This is a genomic window from Mycoplasmopsis bovis PG45 (assembly GCF_000183385.1).
In the GTDB taxonomy this organism is placed as follows: Bacteria; Bacillota_I; Bacilli_A; order Mycoplasmatales; family Metamycoplasmataceae; genus Mycoplasmopsis; species Mycoplasmopsis bovis.
The window spans coordinates 778067-802376 of the sequence record NC_014760.1 but is presented as its reverse complement, the minus strand read 5'-3'; the positions used below and the strand labels follow the sequence as shown (position 1 = coordinate 802376).

The window sequence follows — 24310 nt, the reverse complement described above, 5'->3', positions numbered from 1 at the left end:
AACTTACTTACAGCACTATAAAACAAGAATTTAAGTCAAAGAATACTTTTTTCGAACATCACATTGAGTAACATAACAAATTTTGTGTTGCAGCCGCATTTTAGTGAGCAAAAACATCATTATTTTCTTTAAGGAAACAATTTCATATTTTGACTCGTCTCTCTCTTTCTCTCTCTCTCTCTCTCTCTCTCTCTGGTTATTTTTTTCTACTTATATAATTCCATTTTATTACATAACTATCACTAAAGGGAGAATAATAAATATTATATGAAAAAATCTAAATTTTTATTATTAACAACACTATCGCCAATTATCTCATTGCCATTTTTATCTGCTAGTTGCATCACCGAAGCAAAACCAGATAACAAAACGGAAAAAGATATTAAGATAAACGAAAATACAGATGAAAAAAATTCTTCTGAAACAATGAATGATAAACAAAAACAAGATAAAGGCAGTACAGAATCGAAAATGAAAGAAAAAACAGGAAAACAAGATTCAAAAACCAACTCAGAAAAGCAAGATTCAGGAACTAAATCAGAAAAAGATTCAAAAACTAACTCAGAAAAGCAAAATTCAGGAACTAAATCAGAAAAAGAAGAAAAAAATCATGAAAAACCACAAAATGATGGAACAACAGCAGATGCAGATAACACTAAAATCGATAATGAGGTTTTAAAGAAATTTAAAGAAGAAGTAAAAAAGTTTGTTACTGAGTACAAAGATAAATCATTAGGTCTAAAAAATAAAGCTCTAGATTCTAGTGAAAATGAATTTGTTGAAAAGCTTTTTATGGAAATAGATAAATCAAAAACTAAAGAAGACTTTGAAGATACTAAAGAAAACTTAACACAATACGCTGAAGGTGGACTATTATCAGATAATGAATATATTGCTAAAACTAAAGAAGGCGATCATATACTTTTTGGTGAACCAAAATTCATATACTCTTGAAAAACAATAGCAGAATCTGAACCTCAAATCTTTGATTCTACTACTGAAACATTAATCAAGCAATCAGAAGAAAAAAGAAAAAAAGTTACTGAAAAACTAGATAAAATTTTTGAACCTATTCTTAACATTTGAAGAATAAGAAAACCTCCTATAATTAAAAATAACTAATAAACATATAAAAAAATTAAAAGCCAAGGATAAATTTCTATCATTGGCTTCCTTGATTTTTAATTATTAATTAAAAGTTTCCTGAAAAATTACTATATAAAAATGCAAAAATAAGCGGTTTGCATTATAGATTGTTATTTTCAGAAACTAAAACAAGAGTTTTAAAAACAAAGGCTCTTGTTTTTTATCTTACAATTGAAAAAATCAGCAAAAATATGTTTAAAAATTTGCTTGCTTTTTTAAAAAATAACTATATAATTAACTATATAAAGGAGTTAATATATATGGCAGTACCAGCAGAAATTAGAGCAATAGAAAGACCTAAAAATACAGTTGTCAAAAAATCAGGTTCAATGTGAGCAGTTATTGAAAGAGTTGGATGCATTAGAAAAAACGGAAATAACCAACCAGTTGAAGGTAAAGTTATAGGACATATAATTGATGGAAATTTGTGCCAAAAGAAAAACTGAAAATAACTGTTTCAATGAAAAATTTTGGCGACTATGAAATAGCAAAATCAGTTTCTAAGGATATATTGACTGATTTAAGCAATGTGTATCCGCAGGATATGGCTAAACCATATATGCTATTGCTATACTTCGTTCTATAAATCCAAGAATGACAAATAACAAATTGGATGAAGTGTTTAATGAATCATTTATGTCAGTTGAAAGTCCTGAACTTAAACTTGGAAAAAATAATGTCTCGTCATTAATAAAATGAATTGGAAAAGACTATTCTAAGGTACTTGAATTTATTCAAAACAGGGTTAACAAAATTGATAAGAGCAACAAAATTGCAATAGATGGAATGTTAAAAAACAATAATAGCAAAGTAAATTCATTAAATGATTTTTCATACAAATCAAAGTTAAAAAATAGTAAAAACATCTCTATTTTGATTGCTTTTAATGTAACAACTAGAGATGTAATTTGTTCACTTCCATACTCAGGAAATTGTGTGGATGTCACTAGTTTTCCTGACTTTTTGGAGAAAACAGGAATAAATAAAGGAATAATTATAGGTGACAAAGGCATAAATAGTAGCGCACTAATGTCCAATGTTGGCTTTATACATCCGCTCAAAAGACCACTAAAACTTTTAGAAGAAATTGACGCATACAATATGAAAGATAAAATAAACAGCAAAGATGAGCCAACCTGATGTAAAAAGATATTTCACAATGGACTTTATTACTATGCTTTCAGGAACTTAAAACGTGCATCAAAGGAAGAACAAGACTTTATGTCTAGTAAAAAATTTTCAATTGAAAGATATGAAAAATTAAGCACAAATTCGGAACAATTGTATATGTATCAGATCAAGATATCACCTGTGAAGATGCATTAAACTTATACAAGCAAAGATGAGAAATAGAACTTGTTAACGATTTTTATAAAAATACATTAGAGTTAGAAACTGTTAGACAGCATGATGATTACAGTGTTTATGGTGATGAGTTTTTGAATATGCTTACCCTTATAATCGGAAACAGAATAAAGAATAAATTTGCTGACTCAAGAATTTTAGAGACTAAAACTTATCGCGATGTAATGAAAATATTTAAGCAATATAAAAAAATACAAATGCCATATAAAAATGACATTTGGTATGAAACTGAGCTCCCTAAAAAAAGTATGGAACTCATCGAAAAAATCTTATATAGTTAATTTTTCGGGAAACTTTTAATTAACTTAAGGAATATACTTTTCAATAAGCATTCTAATTTTTTTCTTTTTGAAAATTAGCAAAAATATCGTCAAACAACGATATCTTTAATAATTCATTATTTTTTCATATTCATCTAAGGTGCCATGGTAAATAAAACTTTTATCTGGAGCAATTTCAAGAATAACATTGGCCACATTATTAACCAAAGCACGGTTATATGTTGTAAATATGCATCCACCTTTATAATTTTGTAAGCCTTGAATAACACTATCAATACTTTCAGCATCTAGATGATCTAGTGGCTGGTCTAAAATTAAGAAGTTAGCTTCTAAAAGCATCATTCTAGAGAACATTAACCTAGCTTTTTCTCCACCTGAAGTAATTCCTACTTTTTTAAATACTGAATCATTTGAGAAGAGCATTCTACCTAAGAAGCTTCTCATCCTATGATCTGAAACATCCTTAGTTTCTTCAGTTGAGTTATATGGCGGTCACTTGGCAAGTCAATCTATAATTGAAATATTTTCATTAAAATATTTACTATTATCATTTGGATAGTAAGTAAATTTAACCGTTTGTCCCCATTTTATAGTGCCTTTGGTAGGTTTAACCTCACCAATTAAACACTCTAAAAATTTGGTTTTAGCAATATCATCGTCGCCAATAAGCACCATTTTTTCGCCTCTTGCAAGAGTGAAAGAAACATTTTCGAAAAGTGTTTCGCCTTGCTCATTTACATAACTTAAGTCTTCAACTTCCAAAATGTCTTTACCAGGGGCTCTGTGAACTTCTCAATTTATATATGGATATTTTCTATTAGAAGGCTTAATCTCATCCAATGTAATTTTTTCTAATGATTTTTTTCTACTAGTAGCTTGTCTAGATTTAGAAGCATTAGCGCTAAAACGAGCTATAAATTGTTTTAGTTTCTCAATTTGTAATTCTTTTTTAGCATTAGATTGCTTCATTAGCTCTCTAGCTAGTTCGCTACTTTCTTTTCAAAATGTATAGTTTCCAGTGTACATTTTAGCTTCATTAAAGTCAATATCAACAATATTTGTACATACATTGTCCAAGAAGTCGCTATCATGGGATACGACTATAACAACATTTTCATAGTCAGCTAAGAAATTTTCTAATCACTTGATAGCACGTAGGTCTAAGTGGTTAGTAGGCTCGTCCATAATCAGAATATCTGGATTACCAAATAATGCTTTAGCTAATAAAACCTTAATTTTTTGATTAGCTGTTAATTGGCTCATTGGAGAGTTTCATTTTTCTTTAGGAATTTGCAATCCTGAAAGTAATTCCTGAGCATCATTTTCGGCTGTTCAACCACCAAGAGCACCAAATTTTTCTTCTAATTCACCTGCATGTGTATAGTCTTCCATTGTGGCATTAGGATTAGCATATATTGCATCCTTTTCTTCTTTAATTTTAAAAAGGTCACTGTTTCCTAAAACTACAACGTCAGTAACATTCATATCATCATAAGCATTGTGATCTTGGCTTAAAACGCTTATTCTACGTCCTTTTTCGACAATTATTTGGCCTGAAGTAGGTTCAATATCACCTGCAATTATTTTTAAAAAGGTACTCTTGCCAGCTCCATTGGCACCAATTATGCCATAGGTGCTTCCGGCAGTAAATTTCAGACTTACATTTTCAAAAAGCTTTTTGTCACTAAAAATTTTGCTTAAATTTTGTACTTCCAACATATTGCCTCCTTAATTTATTTATCTATTTTATAGTATTTTAAATATCTAAATTGAGATCCTTTTTAACTATTTCATATTGACTAGGGTTGTTAATTTTCATTAAATATAAAGCCATCTTTTGATGCATTAAAATTGAAAATAATTCTTCGGAATCTACTCCATTTGGTCTTGGAAACATTGAATGATTTATGTATTCTAATTCTTTTTGAATATCTTCCTCTGTGACATTAATATTTTCTTTGCCACCTAAGATATTATCAATTAAAACTAAGTAATATGAAGTTATAGAGTTCTCCCTTGCTCTTTCTAATATTTTTAGTCCTTCACCAGTTTCATTAAGTATTTGTTCAAAAATCATTCTTCTGTGAATTTCATCATCAATGTTGGCTAAAATTGCATCAATATGGTTTGATGTAGAATGAAAAATGTTTTGATCATTTATGCTAATTTCGTTTTTAGAAACTATAGCATCTAAAGCCATTTCGTAGTACTTTAAGAGAAAATTTGAAGCATTGTTTTTAGCTGTATCCCTTGCAATTTTTTCCTTAAAATCATTTAAAGAATTAACATTAGGAAGCATTGCTAAGTGAATATTTTCATCATTTAGATATGTTGGCACTGGACGCTTAACTTCATTGATTGTTATTTGGAAACTCACGCCATCAGGAGCAGTGGTTTCAAATTGTTCATTAACTTTATGTCCAATAATTTCATTATTTATTGAAAAACTATCAGTTTTAGTAGCCTTTGTTCTTACTTCTTTATCTTCGCCAAGTATTTTATTATTTGAACTTCTTATTGCGCTTCAAGTAACAACATCATTTTCACTAATAGCCTCATCAACGCTGTATAAAATTGGGTATTCACTAATCATTTTTTCAAAAGAACTATCCAAAAATTCCTTTGGAACAGGCCTATATGTAAAATCTAAGTTTAGATTAGAATAGTCAACCTTGCTAATCTCAGTTGATGAATAATAAGTTACTGATATGTCAATTTTAACTCCGTTTTTGCTAGGGCCATCAATAACTATAATTGGTGGTATAGCAACAAAGTTTGAGTCTTCATTGCGCAATTCATTAAGCATTTTATTCACTTTTTCATCAATAGTTTTATCAATTGTGTAGTGTTCAACATCTTTTAATGTTGATTTTTGGCCGTTTGTTGTTAGTTCTATAATTGACTTAGTTTTTAATGTTTCTCAAGCCTTAGAATCAATATCAATTTGTTCTTTTTTTTCTTTGTAATTAATCATTTACAAACCTACTTAATTTTAAATATTACGAGTATAAAATACAATATTTAAATTATAATTTAATTCCTGAATAATGTAAAAGTTATTTAAGTCTTACTGAATGTAAAGTCAATTATGTTCTAAAAGTGCTGTTTTATAGACTTATCAGTATTTATTGTTTCAGAGAAATTTAATCAAAAATAATCAACATTAAAATTATAAAAAAAATAAACATAAAAAAATGAAACACACGGATAAGTTGTTATATAATTGTTGCACTTATATTTTTATATAGGTCATAATTTAGGACATTTATTTAATAGATTATAGAAAGGAACAAAATGCCTACAACAAATCAATTGGTTGTTAATGGTAGAGAAAACAAAGTACGTAAGCAAAATGCTCCTGCTTTGAACCTTAGTTTTAATACTTTAACTAAGTCAGCTCGTAAATTACCAGCACCATTTAAACGTGGTGTATGTACCAGAGTTGCTACTATGACTCCTAAAAAACCTAACTCAGCATCTCGTAAGTATGCTCGTGTTAAATTGTCAAATGGAATGGAAATTACAGCATACATTGGAGGTGAAGGACACAACCTTCAAGAACACTCTGTTGTGTTAATTCGTGGGGGAAGAGTTAAAGACCTTCCTGGTGTTAGATATCATATAGTGCGTGGTACACAAGATTTAGCTGGTGTTGCTAACCGTAAGCAAGGTCGTAGTTTATACGGCGCTAAAAAAGAAAAGAAATAATTTAGAAATTAATTTGGAAAGAGGTAAAAAATGTCTAGAAAACATAGTGCACCTATAAGAAAAGTGCTTGCAGACCCAGTTTTTAATTCTGTATTAGTTACTAAATTAATTAACGCCATTATGCTTGATGGTAAAAAATCACTAGCACAAGATATCTTATATTCAGCATTTAACATAATTAAAGAAAAAACACAAAAAGACCCAATGGAAGTATTTCAGGCTGCTGTAGAAAATGTTACTCCTCAATTAGAAGTAAGAACTAGAAGAATTGGTGGTACCAACTATCAAGTCCCAACTGAAGTTTCTGCTAGAAGAAAGCAAACTTTATCACTTAGATGATTAGTTCAGTATGCTCGTCTAAGAAATGAAAAAACAATGGATGTTAGATTAGCTAACGAAATTATTGATGCATCAAATAAAACAGGTGGAGCTATCAAAAAACGTGAAGACACACACAAAATGGCTGAAGCCAACCGTGCCTTTGCTCACTTTAGATGATAGTTTTATAAAATACTGTATTTTAGGAATATATGGCTAGACAATATAAATTAGAAGATTACCGTAATATAGGTATTATGGCTCACATTGATGCTGGTAAAACAACAACTACTGAAAGAATTTTATTGCACACAGGTAAAATTCACAAAATTGGTGAAACACACGATGGTGCTTCACAAATGGACTGAATGGCTCAAGAGCAAGAACGTGGTATTACAATTACTTCTGCTGCTACAACAGCTTTTTGAAAAGGCAAGAGAATCAACATTATTGACACACCAGGTCACGTTGACTTTACTGTTGAAGTTGAACGTTCACTCCGTGTATTAGACGGTGCCGTGACTGTATTAGATGCTCAATCTGGTGTTGAACCTCAAACTGAAACAGTTTGAAGACAAGCTACTACATATAGAGTTCCAAGACTTATTTATGTAAATAAAATGGATAAAGCTGGAGCTGATTTCTTTGCTTCAGTTAAGTCTGTTAAAACAAGATTAAACGCTAATGCAGTTGCAATTCAAATTCCAATTGGTCAAGAAAGCGATTTCAAAGGAATTGTTGACCTTGTGGAAATGAAAGCTTACGAATATGATGGAAAACCTGAAGAAAATGCTAAGGAAATTGAAATTCCATTTGATTTACAAGCTATTGCAAAAGAAAAAAGACAAGAATTAATTGAAGCTGTTGCAACTTATGACGAAGAATTTATGATGAAAGTTCTAGATGGTGTTGAACCTACATTAGAAGAACTTAAGTCAATGATTCGTAAAGCAACATTAACTTCAGAATTTTTCCCTGCAGTTTGTGGAACTAGTTTTAAAAACAAAGGTGTTAAGAAGATGATTGACGCCGTTGTTGATTATCTTCCATCACCATTAGACATTCCAGCTGCAAAAGCACACAAGGGAGAAAATGAAGAAATTGATGTGCCTGCAACTGACGACTATCCTTTTACAGGTTTAGCATTTAAGGTTATGACTGACCCATTTGTTGGTTCACTAACATTCATTAGACTTTATGCTGGAACTTTACAAAAAGGTAGTTATGTATATAATTCAACAAAAGGCACCAAAGAAAGAATTGGACGTCTTATTTTAATGCACGCAAACTCTCGTAGTGAAATTGATGAAGCTAATGCAGGTGATATTGTTGCTGCTGTTGGTCTTAAAGGCACAACAACTGGTGACACACTAATTGCCGAAAAAGCCCCTGAAATAGTCTTAGAAAGAATGGTTTTCCCAGAACCAGTTATTTCTCAAGCGCTAGAACCTGAATCAAAAGATGCTATGGAAAAATTAGCTTTAGGCTTACAAAAATTAGCAGCTGAAGACCCTACATTTAGAACATACACTGACGAAGAGACAGGTCAAACAATTATCGCTGGTATGGGTGAGCTTCACTTAGACATTATTGTTGACCGTCTAAAAAGAGAACACGGAGTTAAGGCAAAAGTTGGTGCTCCACAAGTTTCATATCGTGAAACAATTACTAAGAGTGCTGATGTTGAAGGTAAACACATTAAGCAATCTGGTGGTAAAGGTCAATATGGTCACGTATGAATTAAATTTGAACCTAACCCAGACAAAGGTTTTGAATTCGTTGACAAAATTGTTGGCGGTAAGATACCTAAAGAATACATTAAGCCAATTCAAAAAGGTCTAGAAGACAAAATGGCTAGTGGTATATTAGCTGGATATCCAATGATTGACATTAAAGCTACATTGTTTGATGGTTCATACCACGATGTCGATTCATCTGAATTAGCCTATAAAATAGCAGCATCTAAAGCATTGACTAAAGCAAAAGATTTAGTTGGAACAGTGCTATTAGAACCTATTATGGATGTTTCAGTTATCATTCCTGATGATTACTATGGTGATGTAATGGGCGACATTACTCGTCGTAGAGGTCAAATTCAAGAAAGTGAACTAAGAAATGATGGTGCACACATTTTACGTTGTTTAACACCATTAAGTGAAATGTTTGGTTACGCTACAGACTTGCGTAGTATGACTGCTGGTCGTGGAAACTATCAAATGCAATTCCACCACTATGAAAAATGTCCTAAAAACATTGCTGATGAAATTATCAAAAAACGTAATATTCAGCTTAAAGACGAAGATTAATAATACTCAAAGCACTCTTTTTAGAGTGTTTTTGTTATTTCTGCGTACTTACTAAGTAAATGAAACAATTCATATCTAAATTTTTAAATATTTTAAAGTTGGTAAAATTTGTACATATAAATAATGCTTATTAGCATATTTATAAAAGACTAAAGGTAGGGATTATGAAGCGAAAATTTATTTTAGGTTTAGGAGCAATTTCTGCATTTGCAGCCATTCCAATGGTTGCAGCTACTTGTGGTGTTTCATCACCAAAGCAAGTCGCAAAGGCAAGAGCTGCCTATGATGAAGCTTTTAAAAAGTTTAATGATGCAGTTGAGTCTGACATAAAAGAATTGGTGCAAAAGAAAGAAGCTATTAATGCTAAGGACATAGACAAAGAAAAAAAGAAGAAATTAACAGAAGAAAAAGATGCGTGAGTTAAGACCAGAACTCCTATTTTACAGGGCTTAAGAAAAAAAGCTAATGATGCATTTATAAACTTAAGAAAGGTTCAAAAGAACTTTAAAACACAAGTTGTTAAAGTTGTGCATACTAATGACGAACATGGTCGTTTAGTCTTTGATGATGGTAAATATAACAATTATTCAGGTATGCAAGGATTAGCTGAAGTGTTAAACAAAGACTTTGATAGAGATTTACTACTATCAGCTGGTGATTTAATTCAAGGTCTTCCTTTATCAGATTCTGATAAAGGTTTAACAATATCTAAAGTTGCCAAGGAAATGAAATACCAAGCAGTAGCTATTGGAAACCATGAATTTGACTATGGTTTAGAACATATGTTCAACATTGAAAAACAAACTGCTGGAATGCCATTTTTATCAGCTAATATTGTCTGAAATGACAAAGCAGTTGCTGAAAAAGTTAAAACAAAAGATGGTAAATTAGCCGTTAAAAATGAACAGGTATTTACTCCATATATTATTAAAACTTTAGAATCGGGCATTAAAGTCGGAATTATGGGTATTACAACACCTGATACTCAATGAACAAGTAATCCTAAGAACTCAGTTCATGTAACATTTTTAGACCCAATTGAATCAGGTAAGAAAACTGTTGAAGAACTAAAGAGCAAAGGCGTTAATTTCATTATTGCCTTAACTCACTTAGGCGTTAACCGTCCTGACACTAGATGAGACTCTAGAGAATTTACTAAAAATGTTGCTGGAGTTGACTTAGTACTTGATGGTCACTCACACACTAGAGTTGATATTGAACGTAAAGATGAAGAAAAAGGCTTTTTAACACAAGCTGAATGTTATACTAAATATCTAAGTGAGCTAGACTTAGTTGTTGACAAAGAAACTGGTAAAGTTACTGAAGTTAAACAATACTTAAGAACAATTGAATATACCGAATTATTAGGCGGCAAAGAAAATTCAATTGCATCTATTAAAGATATGATTGGCAAACTAAAAGAAAAATTTGATGCTGTCAATGACAAAGTTGTGTTTAATTTACCTATTGAATTTAAGCACACTGAAGAAGTTAAAATTAAACCTGGAAATGGTGAAAAAGAAGTTTCTATTTGAAGAGGTAGAGCACAACAAACTAACCTAGGAACCTTTGCTGCTGATGCCGCTGCTTATGATTTTATTGAAAATAATCCAAAGGTCAATGGACAAGTAGTTCAATTTAATGCTGACAATGTTATTGGATTAGTAAATGGTGGTGGACTACGTCAAGATACTCAATCTGGTGATATTAAAAGAGCTGATTTACTAGGAATTTCGCCTTTTGGTAACAGAATTGCTGCTGTTCAAGTGAAAGGAAGCGTTTTATTAGAAGCTATGAAGCATGGTGCTTCAAAAGTGTTCTCAGGTGCATATGCACAATACTCACATAATGTAAGTGCGAAAATTAGTTATAAAGAAACTAAAGATGGCAAATTCATCTATGAATTAGATGAAGATAGTGTAATGATTAATAACAAAAAAGTTGAAAAAGACAAAGATTATTACATTGTTACAAATGACTTTATTCTAATTGGTGGCGATGGATACGAAATGCTTGATTATGTTAAACATCCTGAAAAAGCCAAGAGCGTTTTTGAAGGTGGTGACATTTTAGAGAGCTATATCAAATTTGGTCAATTGATTACAAATAAAGAGCAAAAAGAATCAACCAATGCATTCGGAAAGCGCAAGGTTGATGATTATAAAAATATTTCGCCAAATAATATTGAAGTAAAACACAGCAAGTAATCAGAAATCAAAAAAAGCAGGGTATCCTGCTTTTCCTACGTTTCCCAGTTTAAGCATAAAACAAGAAAACATAATTATGTAAATTTTTGATTTCATAAGTTATGTTTTTTTATAATGTAATGTCTAAGTGACTTTTTCTTTTGTTAAAAGTTCTAATAATATTTGATAAGTTTGCCAACTTTCTTGTAACTCGTCGTTATAAACTTGTATAGTTTCGATTTTTTGTTTATTTACAAATACTTCAATTTCTTTAACTTCTTTGATAACATTAATCACTTTATGCTCAGTAATTTTACTTTTTTCAGTCAGTCCTAATTTTAAATTTAGAGTGTAGATGATGTAGTTTAAAAATACTAATGAAATGAAACATAAACAAACGTAACCAACAATATGGTTTCAAGTTGATAAATACATTGGACGAAGAGATAATTTACCTTTTAATGTCTTGAAATTAGACTCAATTTGTCATTGTTTTGAATATAAATTAATAACTTCTTTTACTGATAAATCTGTTCTGTTTGTTTCGTAAACATAGTATCCATCATATTTTTGATCTTCTTGTATTTTTTCTATGTCAAGTTCATAAAATGCACCTTTGCTTATAGGTTTGAAGAATCTATATTTTTTAGATCCCGCTAGATCATCACAAGAAACAAGATTATCTTTATTCATTTTCTTAGTGAAATTTTGAATTAAAATATCTCTATCGTTTTTGTCTTTAGTCGCTCGTTTTTGACTAAAACTAATTATTTGTCTTCTAAAATGTCCATTAATTCTTTTTTTATTGTATGAAGATGCAATATCACGAGTTTTGTATATCAAACCACCATCATTTACATAATCTTTTTCATCTAATACATACTCTTTAAATTGTTTGCTTCCAGCTTTCATTCTATATGAGATTATGTATTTTCAATTCTTAGATTCTAAAAATCTAATATTTCTATTAACACTCATTCCTTTGTCAGCAATTATAGTTACACTGTTAACTTCATAAATATCTGCAATTTCAAGCATAAAAGGTATGAAAGTATTCGAATCAGTAACATTTCCTGGAAATATTTTGTAGTGTAACGGTATCCCATTTTCATCAGTTGCCATGCCTATAACAATCTGGTCTTCTTTAAATTTTCCATCTTTTGAATAGCCAGGTTTTTTATAACCTTCACGAGAAAATGTTTCAAAATAAGTAGTTGTTGCGTCAAATCATAATACATCAATTTTTCTATTAGTATTTGCACAAATTTTTGCATTTAAATTTCTTAAAATTTCATCTTTGTTTTTTGCTATATAGTCTAATGATCTATAAAATGAATTTTTTGAATAAGTGTCTATTTTTTCTTTTTTTGCTGTCATATAAGTGTTAAAAACACTTATTGGATTTTTAATTCTTTGATAAATCAACTGTAAAACAACATCTTTTAATGTTATCGATTTTGTGGGAGAACAATCATTAAAAATATTGAAATAATCAAATAGTTTTTCAACTACTTCGTAACCTTTAAACCTTTCTAAAACTTCTTTTTTGGTCTCTTTTTTCTCTTTAAAAATCTCATCTAATTTAGTTCTTGCTTGTTCTTTTGTTCAAGACAATGGAAAGTTTGCAATAATTGCTTTGATAATTGTTAGCGGATCATCGTGATATTGTTTTAATTCATGCAAATAACCATATCCTAATCTGTATACAAAACCTTTGTTATCTGGTCTTGGCACTCCAATTGATAAGTATTCACCTTTTTTAACTCTTGCTATTGATGTTCTTCATTGTCTTTTTGCATCATTTTTCGACTTTTTCATGTTTTTATTATATCATATTTAAGCATAAAAGTATAATAAATTATATTTTTTTTATAAAAAAATATAGCCGCCGAAAACTGAGTGTTTTCGCGACTAAGTGGGAAACGTAGGAAAAATATAGTGTCCAAAATTGGGAATTTTTTAATTAACTATGGCCGGAATCAAGGATTATTACTATTATTTGATTCGCCTATTTGAGTGTTTATACTCATATCACTTGCACTATCAATAGTTTTTGTTGCACTAGCAATAGTCGCATTTATGTTTAGAAAGAAGGCTTAGTTTATATTAATTGCCTAAAAAACTAGTCAAATTAACAAATGTTTCAATAAAAAAACACCGCATATTATTTAAACGCGGTGTTTTGTTATAAGTCTGTTTTATAGGCCTAGGCAGACTTGTATTTGGGTAGAAATACATTAATGTATGTATCTAAAACATTATAAAAGCCAAACTCATTCAATATTTCTTCTGCTTCATTTCTATTTAACACTATTTTATAGTTGTCAATGTCAGTGTCCATCTCAACATCAGGGTTTAAAATAGCTAATTTTTTGCAAAAGTGAGCTGATTCATAGTCGTTTTCTAAGTATTCCTTGGTTTTGCCACTAATTTTGCCAATGTTCTCATAAATAGCTTCCAAAGAGCCAAATTCATTAAGTAAACTCACAGCTTTTTTAGGCCCAATGCCAGCTACTCCCTTTAGTCTATCAGATGTATCACCAGCTAGGCCTTTATAGTCAGGAATTTGATTAGGATTAATACCATATATGTCAACAAATTCATTTATTGTTTCTAGACTATATTCAGTAAAATTCCCTGGATTTCTAACAACTTTTATGATGCAGTTATTTTCATTAACTAATTGAAGCAAGTCTTTATCTTTAGAATAAATGTAGTTTTTAAATTGGTTATTATGTTTTGTTATTGTTGCTATTAAGTCATCAGCTTCGTAGCCAACTTTCTCAAACCATTTTATGTTCATTGCACTAAGAATTTTTTTAGTAAGATCAAATTGCTCAAATATTATTTCTGGTGCTTTTTCTCTTCCGGCTTTATAGTTATTATACACTTCATGTCTCTTAGTTTTACCTTTAGCATCAAAAGCAATAAACATATGAGTTGGATTATAAAGTCTCATTAGTTTAAATAAAGTTTGAAAAAACACATGCACGCCATTAGTAGTTGTGCCATCTTTGGCTACTAGAACACTATTTGGTTTATATTTATTATATGATGCATAGAAAGACTGAAAAACTAGAAAGTTACCATCAACTAGTAACATAAGATTATTATCGCTATTCATATTATTCAATTCCTTGTCATGAATCTAGATACATTTTATAACCATTTGAGCGAATATGTGCTTCAACTATATCGCCTTTATTAAGTGGTCGATATTTTGATAGGTTATTTTTGTTAACAAAAAATGTGTAATTTAAACTTCTGTCACATACTTCTAAAATTACATATGGTTTATCTCTAAGTTCTTTTTTAACAACAATTTCAATGGCAACATTATAATTGCCATGCATTTTTAGTAAATCAGCTAGCTTATATTTGTATTTTTTTTCGTATTGCACTGTTTTATAGGCATTATAGACGCCTCCTAACAGTTCTATCTCATTACGTGATTCTTCTTCTAGATTAAACATAGATTGCATCTCTATGTTTTCTGAGGCTTGTTTATAGCCCTCAAAGTCCAAATTATGCAATATTTCTTTAAACGAGTTTGCTCCCTTGCTAAGCAAATTATATTCTTCTTGCATAAGCAAATCCACGCCTGAAATATAATATTGAAAGCCAAAGTCTCGAAAAACATTTGCTCTTATAAGTGTGCTTATTATTGAATTTTTTAAGCCTGCAAATCTTAAGCGTAGTAATATCTCAAATATAGATAAGTCCTTGTATTCGCCATTTTCTTTTATATCCAAAGCAATTTTTCTAATGCTTTCAGTTCCCAGACCCTTAATCATATTAAAAGGAAGGTAAATATCGCCATTATCCACTATAGCTGAATTGGTAAAGTGAGTAATATTTGGCGAATACACACTAAAATTCATATTTTTTAACTCATTAACAAATGAAGCAATTTTGGTTTGGTCACCATATGAGTTAGAAATTAGGGAACTAAAGTAAACCTGTGGATATCTTGCCTTGTAGTAAGCCATTTTCATTGTTAAGTACGCATATGAAACAGCATGTGATTTATTAAAACCATATTGAGCAAACTTCTCAATTTTGTCATATATTTTTTCAAGAGAGTCTAAACTAAAGTTATTTTTTAGCCCGCCTTTGAAAAATGTGTTTCTATATTTATGAAGTTCAACTTCATTTTTCTTACTTATTGCTCGCCTTAATAAATCAGCTTGAGCAAATGACATTTTGGCAACCGCTTGAGCTATTTCCATTATTTGCTCTTGGTAAATAATAATTCCATGTGTTGGAGCCACAATTTCATCATATGTTGGATCTATTTTTTCAATTAAACTAGGATCTCTTCTATTATTCGCATAATCTTTTATATATTCTTTTGGTCCGGGACGATATAATGAAATAATAGCGAAAAGATCTTCAAAATTTTGAATGCCAACCTTTTTGATTGTGTTTTTCATCCCTGATGATTCTATTTGAAAAAGACCTTCAGTATTGCCATTATTAAGCAGATTTATGGCCATAGGATCTTGTAACTCTAGGTCATTTTCATAGACTAATTCGTCAAAAAGCTTATTCTTGCTAATTCTTTTTTCAATGTGCTTAATTTCTGTTAGAGTCTTAAGTCCCAATAGATCAATTTTTAATAAGCCAAAGTCTTCAACAAATTCCATTGGCACTTGAACTTGCAAGAATGAGTTTGCATTTTCAAATACAGGCACATATTCACTTAAGTCTTTGTCTGAAATTATTAATCCAGCAGCATGAATTCCATATTGACGTGGAAGCCCTTGGAGTTTAGAAACATGATTTACAAATTTTTCATACTCTTTAATTAGTGAAACTTCTTTATTAAAGACAAGGTTCTTTGCAAATTCTTCTTCTATTGATGAATAATTTGCAAATGCATTTATAGATTTGCTTATTCTGTTAATATCTGCAAGTGGAATATCAAGCATTCTGCCTACATCTCGTATAGCTTGTTTAACCCCCATTGTTTGAAAAGTCGAAATAACAGCTACTCTATTATGGCCATATTTACTTTGCAAATATGTAAAAATTTCATCACGTCTATCATCTTGAATATCAATATCAATATCAGGCCATGATACTTTGTCAACGTTCAAAAATCTTTCAAATAAAAGATTGTACTTTAATGGGTTTATCTTTGTAATTCCAAGCAGAAAACTAATTAGTGAGCCAGATGCGCTACCTCTACCTGGGCCTATAGAAATGTCATTAGCATCAGCATATTCAATCATATCTGATATTATTAGAAAATAGTTTACAAAACCTAACTCTTTAATTACAGAACACTCATAATTTATTCTGTCATTAATCACTGTTTTATAGGGTGATAAAGCTTTTTTATGTTTTAAAAGACCTTGTTTTATTTTACTTATAAAAAGCTCATAATTTTCCTCATCAGTCTTGCAAAAGGATGCTAATTTAAGCTCTTTTTTTGGAAAAATGACATTGCAGTTGTCAACAATAAAATTTATTCTATTCAAAAAAACAGGATCAGTTGTATAGTCGTCAAAATAGTTAAAATTATAATTAGCTTCTTTGCTGTTTCCTAGTTTCAAAACAATGTTTAATGTTTCGTTATCTTCTATATCAATAAGTCTGTTTTCTTTTATATAAATTGAGTTGGGTAACGATGAATCAGGTGACGAAATATAGTAATTTTTATTATCACTAAGTTTGTGGTGTTCATTTTTTGCATATAATCCATTTGAAGGGTGGTCAATTATAAAAATATTGTCATTAACTATATCATCTATAGTTATTTCTTGACTTGATTTTTTTAAAATCAAGGAATTAATTAACTTAAACCCATCATAGTTTTTAGCAAGTAAAATGAATCTAGAATCTTCAACATCTAGATCAATTCCAATTATTGGTTTGATGTCATAAATATTGCATTGTTTTAAAAATTCACCCAATGCAAACAGATTATTATGATCACTTAAAACAACAGCCTTTTTGCCATTTTCTTTTGATAATCTAACTAGATCTTTAACCTTGATCAATGATTCTAAAAATGAATATTCAGTTGTGTTGTATAAATCTATAAATTCATTCATATGCTTATTATATTTTATTAGCAAATTAGAGAAAGCATCAAGGCAGATTATTTATTAAAAATAAATAATTTTGCTGATTAGAATAAAACAAAATTAGCTTAATTTACTTGGATTTGAAAATATGAAACTTTGGCAAAAAGCCTATAAAACAGACTTATTAAGACAATAATATAATTATTTTGTATATGCAGTCTTAAAATTTGATCTAAAAATAGAGTTTGCAAATAGCGACGCAAACAAACTAAAGCTTTCATTTAATATTAAGCTGCCAATTTTTTCACAAGGAATTGGAGATCTAAAGGATTATTCTAATTCAAACAGCAGACAAATATTAATTCCTGTTTTAGTAGAAGCAAACATTGATCAGTTTATGTTTGAAAAATAACAAAACCACAGACAAAAATTGAGCAAGGGCACAATTTTTGCATATTACATAATGCCAAAAGACCTATAAAACAAGGATATAATTAAAGTTACTGTTTTATAGTTGTTGTATAAAACTATGGTTAAGACTTTTCTAAACTTTTTAATATATTAGGCAGCAATTGCTCTCAATCTTTTTTATGAATATCATTTATGTCTCAGCTCTCAGGAGTTATAAACAACTCGGTGTTTTTTGACTTAGGATCTAGTTTTAGCAAGTTGATGTAATCTAAAAATACATTTTTGTCATATTTACTGTTGTGTTTGCTACCATAATTCCCAGTAGCAGTGCTAGCCAAATTTCCACGCGTAAATTTGCCAAAATCATAAGTGTTTATATTGAAAACACTAAATTTTTCGGCTGATATTTTGTCAACAGGCTGTAGTAATTTATCTAAGTCTATATAACCTGTTCCAATTTCACTTTCTAAAAGATTGCTTTTTCTAAATTTTATTTTCTTTACAAAATCAAAAAATTCCTTAAAGCTCATTAATTTAGGTCTATAGGCAAAATTAATGTCTATAAAGTTAAGCAAATTACCTGATTCATTTTTGTTATAGTGTGCAGTCACACTAATATCATTTAAGTTATAAAGTTTGTTAAATTTGAATGTCAATGCATTTACTGTTTTAGAATCGATAATAAGTGATTCTTTTTTGACATCAAAAATACCAAATTTTCTATGGTTATTTATTAGCGTAGCATTATTGTTTTCAGGCAATTTTTTAGCATAATTATGTTCTTCTATATATTCTACTCTTTCTGGCACATAATTTATTGGATAAAAGTCATAAATATCACGGTATTTTTTGCGACCATTATTTACTACTGTACGTGGCCTCGTAGCTTTTTCACGCTTTACAAACGATTCAAGCTTAACTGAATTATCATAGACATATTTTGAGAGAAAAGCCGATAAATTCTTAAAACTGCTGTTTTTTAAGCTAGGCAAATTGTTTTTAATTTCTTCATCTCAAAGTTGCTTCATATATTTAAGACCACTAAAGTATATAATGCTACCGGGAGTTAAAGCTGTATATGCAAGCTTTGGATTGTATTCTTTAACAACTTTTGAATTATTAATTTCTTTTGAATAAAACGAATCATATAAGTTTATTGTGTAAATGAGGTATGAAATATATTCATTTTCTATCCCTGGAATTTCTTGATTTGCAGCATATGTAAAATTATTAATCAATTTAACAAAGTTGTAAAAAACCTCTTTAAATCTATCTTTAAATTCAGAATCTGCATTAAACGAATCATATTTTCTGCCCAATGTTTCAATAGTATTAGTCGATTCTAAAGTCTGTAGAATTTTTTTCTCATATAATTTAAAATCAAACAATTTGAAATGAATTAAAAAACTTTCTTCAGTATAGCTAATATAATACTCCCCGCATGATATAGTTGATATTGAAAAAAGCACTGGCATGGTTATTGCACCAAGGCAGGAAGTAATATTGGCCTTTTTGCTTAACGTAAATCTCTGTAGCTTTCTAGCCATACATTCTCCTTAAGATGTTCTCAGTATTTTTGCTTGATTTGTGAGATGTATTTTTTATATGGTTGCAACGCTGGATGAGTAGCACGATAATATGATCTATTTTCGTCATATTCATTATTTAATGTGACATTATTTTTTCAAATTAAATATTCTCAGTAAAGATTTAAATATGCCTCCAATTCAGAGTGTCTTATATATATTGCATAATTTTCAGCAGATATATCATATGGTCTGTAGCTAAATACACGTTGTACACTTGTGTTGGGCTCAGTGCTATGAATGTAAGTTATTGACGGGTACAAATTACCCATAATAGTTGCTATATCTGCTTCTATATCTATAGAATAAAAAGGCACTCTATTAATATTTCAACTAGCATCTTGTGATTGCTTGTGTCTTATTGCGCTTAATAAATCTGGTAGTCATTTATTTCTAAATCAACTCACATATGGATTATTGTCTATAATGTGTAATTTTCAATACTCTGAAAAAGATTGTTTGTGTCTCCAAACAAAAGTCAGATTTAAAAATCTCCAATTTTCATTCAGATATTCAGTATAGTAAAATTGCCTTTCAGTATTTTTTGTTATAAATTCTTTGCCTAGTTCATGAGGACGAATTCTTTTTATATTTCCGCTTTCAAAAATACTTTTCATTTTATGATATTTAGGGATTCCAAAGCCAGTTTTATTTTTAGATCTGTTAGACCTTCAATATTCGTATTCAGAAGTTAGCTCATCAAAACTAATTTTTTTTGATTTTCATGCCTTAGTGGATGAATAATTAGATGAGCTGGTAAGTAACAGCTTGACATCTGCAATGGATAATTCCTTATTTAATTCGCCTTGTAGTCTTGATATAAGTCCTGTTATTAGTGGAGCCGCCTTACTCGTACCATTAAAATCAAATAAGTATGACATTTTATTTCTGAAATCTTTTGTATCTTTGGTTGATTCAATGTAGTTTTTAATTTTGTAATAATCGCGACTGTAATAATTATTTTTTGTTAGTTCTTCACTATCATTCTTGAGTGTATCACCAAAAGCAGAAACAAGCGGATAAGTGCCATAATTATCTTTTGCATATGAACTAAATGCAGTTGCAACATTCTTTCAATTTACTGAACCAACTGTAATAATTCCATCATGATAGCGCAGGCTTTGTCAATTTGATAAACCTTTAAACAATTTCTTCTTTCTCATCTCTAGATCTGCAAATTCTTTGAAATTAAAGGTTTTTAATCAACCAGTTTTCTTATTGAATTCTCAATTCAAGCCACCTATAGCATTATCTAAAACTCTTTGAATTTTATTTATTAAATTTATGTTGTAAGATCGAACATTTTCATCTGGCCAGTATTCCTGCGAGAAACTCATAACAGAATTAAAGAATAATTTAAATGTTTCATAGATTTTGTCAGCAGATAAATTTCCATTTTTCATAAACTCTGGTTTGTTTAAAAAATCATTGCTAACTATTATTTTTGGTAATTCATCATTATCATTTCCACTAGATTGAATTACTTTAATATCATTTTCAAGAGCAAATTTACCAATAGTTGCATACTGATCCTCGATGGCTCTTACATTATAAATATTCTTATTATCTTCATATGTAAAATACAAAATAGCCTTTGATAAAAGGTGAAAGAAATGTCTGTATATATAAATAGTATCAATTGACATCTTACTTTCAGTCTCAACGCCATTATACTTATTGCTTGATATATGTGAATTAGAATTGCTAGTCTTTATACCTACTAGATCAAAAATACTTGTTGGTCCCAGACTCATATTTATAAGTTTTACGTCATACTTGTAATATAAATTCTTGACAGCCTTAACAGTGTCATCATCATTTAAAAAAGTGTAATAAATTGATGCGTTTTGATTAATTCCAAAGTCTGTACCAATTATTGATGTCACTGCATATCCATGATTGTCATCATTTTTTTTATTAGGTTGGCTATAGTGTGTTTTTATAAATTTAAATTGATCATTTTGAGAAAGCAAATAATTGCTATCTAAGTCACTTACTTCCACAATTCCAACTTTATTGTATTTGCTAGATGAGTAATTAGTGGGTCTTCTGTCTCTACCACGAACCCCTAGTTTATTATAGTAAGGGACATACATTCTAATTAATTGCTTATAATCACTCTCATCAATAGATATAGAGCTATCTTTGTTTAACTTAACCTTATCATCAACAATTTTCAAAAGCCCAGAAACAGAAAAAATTGGGGTGAGATATATTGGGCTTAAAATTAACTTATTCAACTTATTCATACCACTAAAATTATAATTATATTAGCGGATATTTAAATTTATGAGTGGAATAAGTTAGTGTATCTAATTATGATATTTAAAATATAAACTAAGATTTATAAAGGAAAAAAAGTGATAGAAATAATCTTGTCACTTTTTCGATTTCTAAACAGGCAAACTTTAATAAATTGTATCTTTTAGCTAACAACAGGAACAACAATAGGATATTCAATTTTGTTCATATTACTATTCATAAATCTCATTGTAGCATCGTAAACTAGCGGCGGTATGAATTGTTCCTTTTCAACTGTGCAAACTTCAAAATAAGCATCAAATGCATCAGGTCTCATTACAAACATTATAGAGCACCTTGATTTCACGAATAATTCATTTCAATTATTGGTTTAATGTCATAAATATTGCATTGTTTTAAAAATTCACCTAATGCAAATAGATATTATGATCACTTAAAACAACGGCTTTTTTGCCATTTTTTTCGATAATCTAACTAGATCTTTAACCTTGATCAATGATTCTAAAAATGAATGTTCAGTTGTGTTGTATAAATCTATAAATTCATTCATAAGCTTATTATATTTTTATTAGCAAATTAGAGAAAGCATCAAGGCAGATTATTTATTAAAATAAATAATTTTGTGGCATCAAGGTTGAAGGTCATAGTAATTATGAAACATTATCAATTTAACTGAATAATTCCAAAAAGGCTTTAAAACAGTATTATTGGGTCAAAGTAATGAATTATTTTTTGATTATGCTATATAAAAATATAGAATTATTTTGTCAGAGGTTTATTATGAAGAAAAGGAAAAATATTTTATTATCTACTATTCCATTAATGAGTGTCACTATAGCTGCTAAGTGTCATAATGAAGAAAACAACAATATAAATAATCAGAAACCGCCTGCAAAAAAACCTATTGCCCCGTCAGAGACATTTGAGCCAAGGAGACCAGATGTTGAACGCACTGAGCCTGACAATAATGAAAACACAAATACTAAAAACGATGATTTTAGCGATGTACAATCATTAAATAAGAATTTGAAAATAACAAATTATTCATATAAAAAGTACGATCCAAAAACTGCTTTTGCTGAAATACAAAAAAGCGAAAACATCTTTTTTAAAGACGTTTTTGACAAGCAATTAATAGATAATTATGCATTAAAATTAAAACCTGAATTTGTTAAATATGACTTTGATAGTGGTCTGCTAATTAATCTTACAATTAGCTTTACAAAGCAAAATGTTACTAAGGATTTTGTCTTTACAGTACATGGATTTAAAAAAGCAGAACAAATAATAAACAATATAAATAATGAGAAACCGCCTGCAAAAAAACTTATTGCCCCGTCAGAGACATTTGAGCCAAGGAGACCAGATGTTGGACGCACTGATCCTGACAATAATGAAAATACAAATACTAAAAACGTTGATTTTAGCGATGTACAATCATTAAATAAGAATTTGAAAATAACAAATTATTCATATAAAAAGTATGATCCAAAAACTGCTTTTGCTGAAATACAAAAAAGCGAAAACATCTTTTTTAAAGACGTTTTTGACAAGCAATTAATAGATAATTATGCATTAAAAATAAAACCTGAATTTGTTAAATATGACTTTGATAGTGGTCTGCTAATTAATCTTACAATTAGCTTCACAAAGCAAAATGTTACTAAGGACTTTGTCTTTACAGTACATGGATTTAAAAAAACAGAACAAATAATAAACAATAAGAATAAAAAGGAAAACTATATTAGTGCTAAAGAGCCCGATGAAGGAATAAAGAATCTCTATCCATCTTTAATCGCTAGAATGCTACTTTATATTGACAATAAAGAAACATATAGTGGTATTGTTAACAACAACACAATAGACTATGAATCATTACTAAATGCAAATGGAAAATATTTTAGCAGTGAAACAATTCCATTTGGACCAGGTACTAAGGAAGCTTTATTCAAATATAATGAAAGCTTAAGGGAAGAATATATTGACAAAATAATAGCAGCAGGATATGATGATAGTGCAGGAACATTGCAATTAGAAGTTGAAATCAAAAACAATCCAGAAAAGGATAATGCTGAGCCAATAATTACCAAGACTTTTTCTTTTGCCGGTTTTAAAAAGGCTGATCTGAAAAATCCAGCTAACAATGTAATAGGTTTTTTCTTAACTACAATGTCATTTAAAAACCTTCAGGTTATTAAAAGCATTTTTTCCAAAACAACAAAAGAAAGCATCAAAGCAGGTCAAAACATTTTAAAAGATATTGATAAAAACAAAGCTGACTTCTTAAAGCAAAGAATTATAAGTGAGCTCAATGTTTTTATATCTGACAATTCCAATGCATACAAAGATGGCTTCAATCAATCAATTAAAGTTCGTGATTTAGCTTCGTTAAGTAATAATTTTCTTTTATATCCTTTTTCCACCCGAATTGGTTCTGAATCAATATTTGACTTAAAACTAGAATTAATAAATAATGATGGTGATAAACTAAGACTTTCATTTAATATTAAGTTACCGATTTTTGCGCAAGGCATTGGCGATTTAAAAGATCATTCAGACAGCAACAACAAAGAGATTTTAATCCCTGTTTCTGTAGAAACTTATATAGACCAGTTTTCATTTAAAAAATCTTAATATGTTTATAAACAAAAAATTGAGCATTGCTCAACTTTTTTTATATTACATATAATCACAAAAAGTCCTATAAAA

The 24310-nt window shown here is 29.5% G+C and carries 14 protein-coding genes and 2 pseudogenes; 8 read left to right on the top strand and 8 right to left on the bottom strand.

Annotated elements, in window-relative coordinates; translation table 4 throughout:
• The first annotated feature begins 267 nt into the window (after nt 1–267).
• On the top strand, nt 268–1122 hold the full coding sequence (locus tag MBOVPG45_RS03445; RefSeq protein WP_013456337.1) for a variable surface lipoprotein: 855 nt from the start codon (nt 268–270) through the stop codon (nt 1120–1122).
• Nucleotides 1123–1406: 284 nt separating this feature from the next.
• Nucleotides 1407–2792, top strand: a pseudogene (locus MBOVPG45_RS04990) (IS1634-like element ISMbov9 family transposase).
• 105 nt (nt 2793–2897) lie between these two features.
• Here MBOVPG45_RS04990 and MBOVPG45_RS03425 read toward each other — a convergent pair.
• Nucleotides 2898–4511: an ABC-F family ATP-binding cassette domain-containing protein gene (locus MBOVPG45_RS03425; RefSeq protein ID WP_013456632.1), complete on the bottom strand. Its 1614-nt coding sequence runs from the start codon at nt 4509–4511 to the stop codon at nt 2898–2900.
• 37 nt (nt 4512–4548) lie between these two features.
• A complete protein-coding gene (locus tag MBOVPG45_RS03420) occupies nt 4549–5766 on the bottom strand; it encodes a trigger factor-related chaperone (RefSeq protein WP_013456204.1) in 1218 nt (405 codons plus the stop codon).
• A 320-nt stretch (nt 5767–6086) separates the two neighbouring features.
• Here MBOVPG45_RS03420 and rpsL point away from each other — a divergent pair, with 320 nt between their 5' ends.
• The 4 genes from rpsL to MBOVPG45_RS03400 all read left to right on the top strand — a co-directional run bounded on the left by rpsL (nt 6087) and on the right by MBOVPG45_RS03400 (nt 11331).
• Nucleotides 6087–6500, top strand: a complete 414-nt coding sequence (gene rpsL, locus MBOVPG45_RS03415) for a 30S ribosomal protein S12 (RefSeq protein ID WP_004024001.1) — start codon at nt 6087–6089, stop codon at nt 6498–6500.
• Between the two features lie 30 nt (nt 6501–6530).
• Nucleotides 6531–7001 (top strand): 30S ribosomal protein S7, encoded by a 471-nt coding sequence (rpsG, locus tag MBOVPG45_RS03410; protein WP_013456121.1) that lies wholly within the window; start codon nt 6531–6533, stop codon nt 6999–7001.
• Between the two features lie 29 nt (nt 7002–7030).
• Nucleotides 7031–9124 carry an elongation factor G gene (fusA, locus tag MBOVPG45_RS03405; RefSeq protein WP_013456179.1) on the top strand — a complete coding sequence of 698 codons (2094 nt, stop codon included), beginning with the start codon at nt 7031–7033 and terminating at the stop codon, nt 9122–9124.
• Nucleotides 9125–9288: 164 nt separating this feature from the next.
• A complete protein-coding gene (locus MBOVPG45_RS03400; protein WP_013456376.1) occupies nt 9289–11331 on the top strand; it encodes a 5'-nucleotidase C-terminal domain-containing protein in 2043 nt (680 codons plus the stop codon).
• A gap of 123 nt (nt 11332–11454) precedes the next feature.
• Here MBOVPG45_RS03400 and MBOVPG45_RS03395 read toward each other — a convergent pair whose 3' ends face one another.
• The 3 genes from MBOVPG45_RS03395 to MBOVPG45_RS03385 form a co-directional block, all read right to left on the bottom strand.
• Nucleotides 11455–13128 carry an IS1634-like element ISMbov3 family transposase gene (locus MBOVPG45_RS03395; protein ID WP_013456292.1) on the bottom strand — a complete coding sequence of 558 codons (1674 nt, stop codon included), beginning with the start codon at nt 13126–13128 and terminating at the stop codon, nt 11455–11457.
• 388 nt (nt 13129–13516) lie between these two features.
• A complete protein-coding gene (locus tag MBOVPG45_RS03390) occupies nt 13517–14434 on the bottom strand; it encodes a 5'-3' exonuclease (protein WP_013456541.1) in 918 nt (305 codons plus the stop codon).
• A 1-nt stretch (nt 14435) separates the two neighbouring features.
• Nucleotides 14436–17369 carry a DNA polymerase III subunit alpha gene (locus MBOVPG45_RS03385; protein ID WP_013456072.1) on the bottom strand — a complete coding sequence of 978 codons (2934 nt, stop codon included), beginning with the start codon at nt 17367–17369 and terminating at the stop codon, nt 14436–14438.
• Nucleotides 17370–17568: 199 nt separating this feature from the next.
• On the opposite strand from MBOVPG45_RS03385, the pseudogene MBOVPG45_RS05050 reads away from it, so the two are divergent.
• Nucleotides 17569–17754: pseudogene (locus MBOVPG45_RS05050) on the top strand (lipoprotein); the annotation flags it as partial.
• Nucleotides 17755–17875: 121 nt separating this feature from the next.
• Here MBOVPG45_RS05050 and MBOVPG45_RS03380 read toward each other — a convergent pair.
• The 3 genes from MBOVPG45_RS03380 to MBOVPG45_RS03370 all read right to left on the bottom strand — a co-directional run bounded on the left by MBOVPG45_RS03380 (nt 17876) and on the right by MBOVPG45_RS03370 (nt 21926).
• Nucleotides 17876–19300, bottom strand: coding sequence for an Mbov_0186 family lipoprotein (locus MBOVPG45_RS03380; protein WP_013456262.1), 1425 nt, complete (start codon nt 19298–19300; stop codon nt 17876–17878).
• On the bottom strand, nt 19270–21588 hold the full coding sequence (locus MBOVPG45_RS03375) for a S8 family serine peptidase (RefSeq protein ID WP_013456227.1): 2319 nt from the start codon (nt 21586–21588) through the stop codon (nt 19270–19272). The genes MBOVPG45_RS03380 and MBOVPG45_RS03375 overlap by 31 nt, the downstream gene beginning before the upstream one ends.
• A 176-nt stretch (nt 21589–21764) precedes the next feature.
• Nucleotides 21765–21926: a hypothetical protein gene (locus tag MBOVPG45_RS03370; RefSeq protein WP_226056415.1), complete on the bottom strand. Its 162-nt coding sequence runs from the start codon at nt 21924–21926 to the stop codon at nt 21765–21767.
• Between the two features lie 455 nt (nt 21927–22381).
• On the opposite strand from MBOVPG45_RS03370, the gene MBOVPG45_RS03365 reads away from it, so the two are divergent.
• Entirely contained in the window at nt 22382–24235 is a 1854-nt protein-coding gene (locus MBOVPG45_RS03365) for an LppA family lipoprotein (RefSeq protein WP_013456597.1), read from the top strand.
• Nucleotides 24236–24310 lie beyond the last annotated feature (75 nt).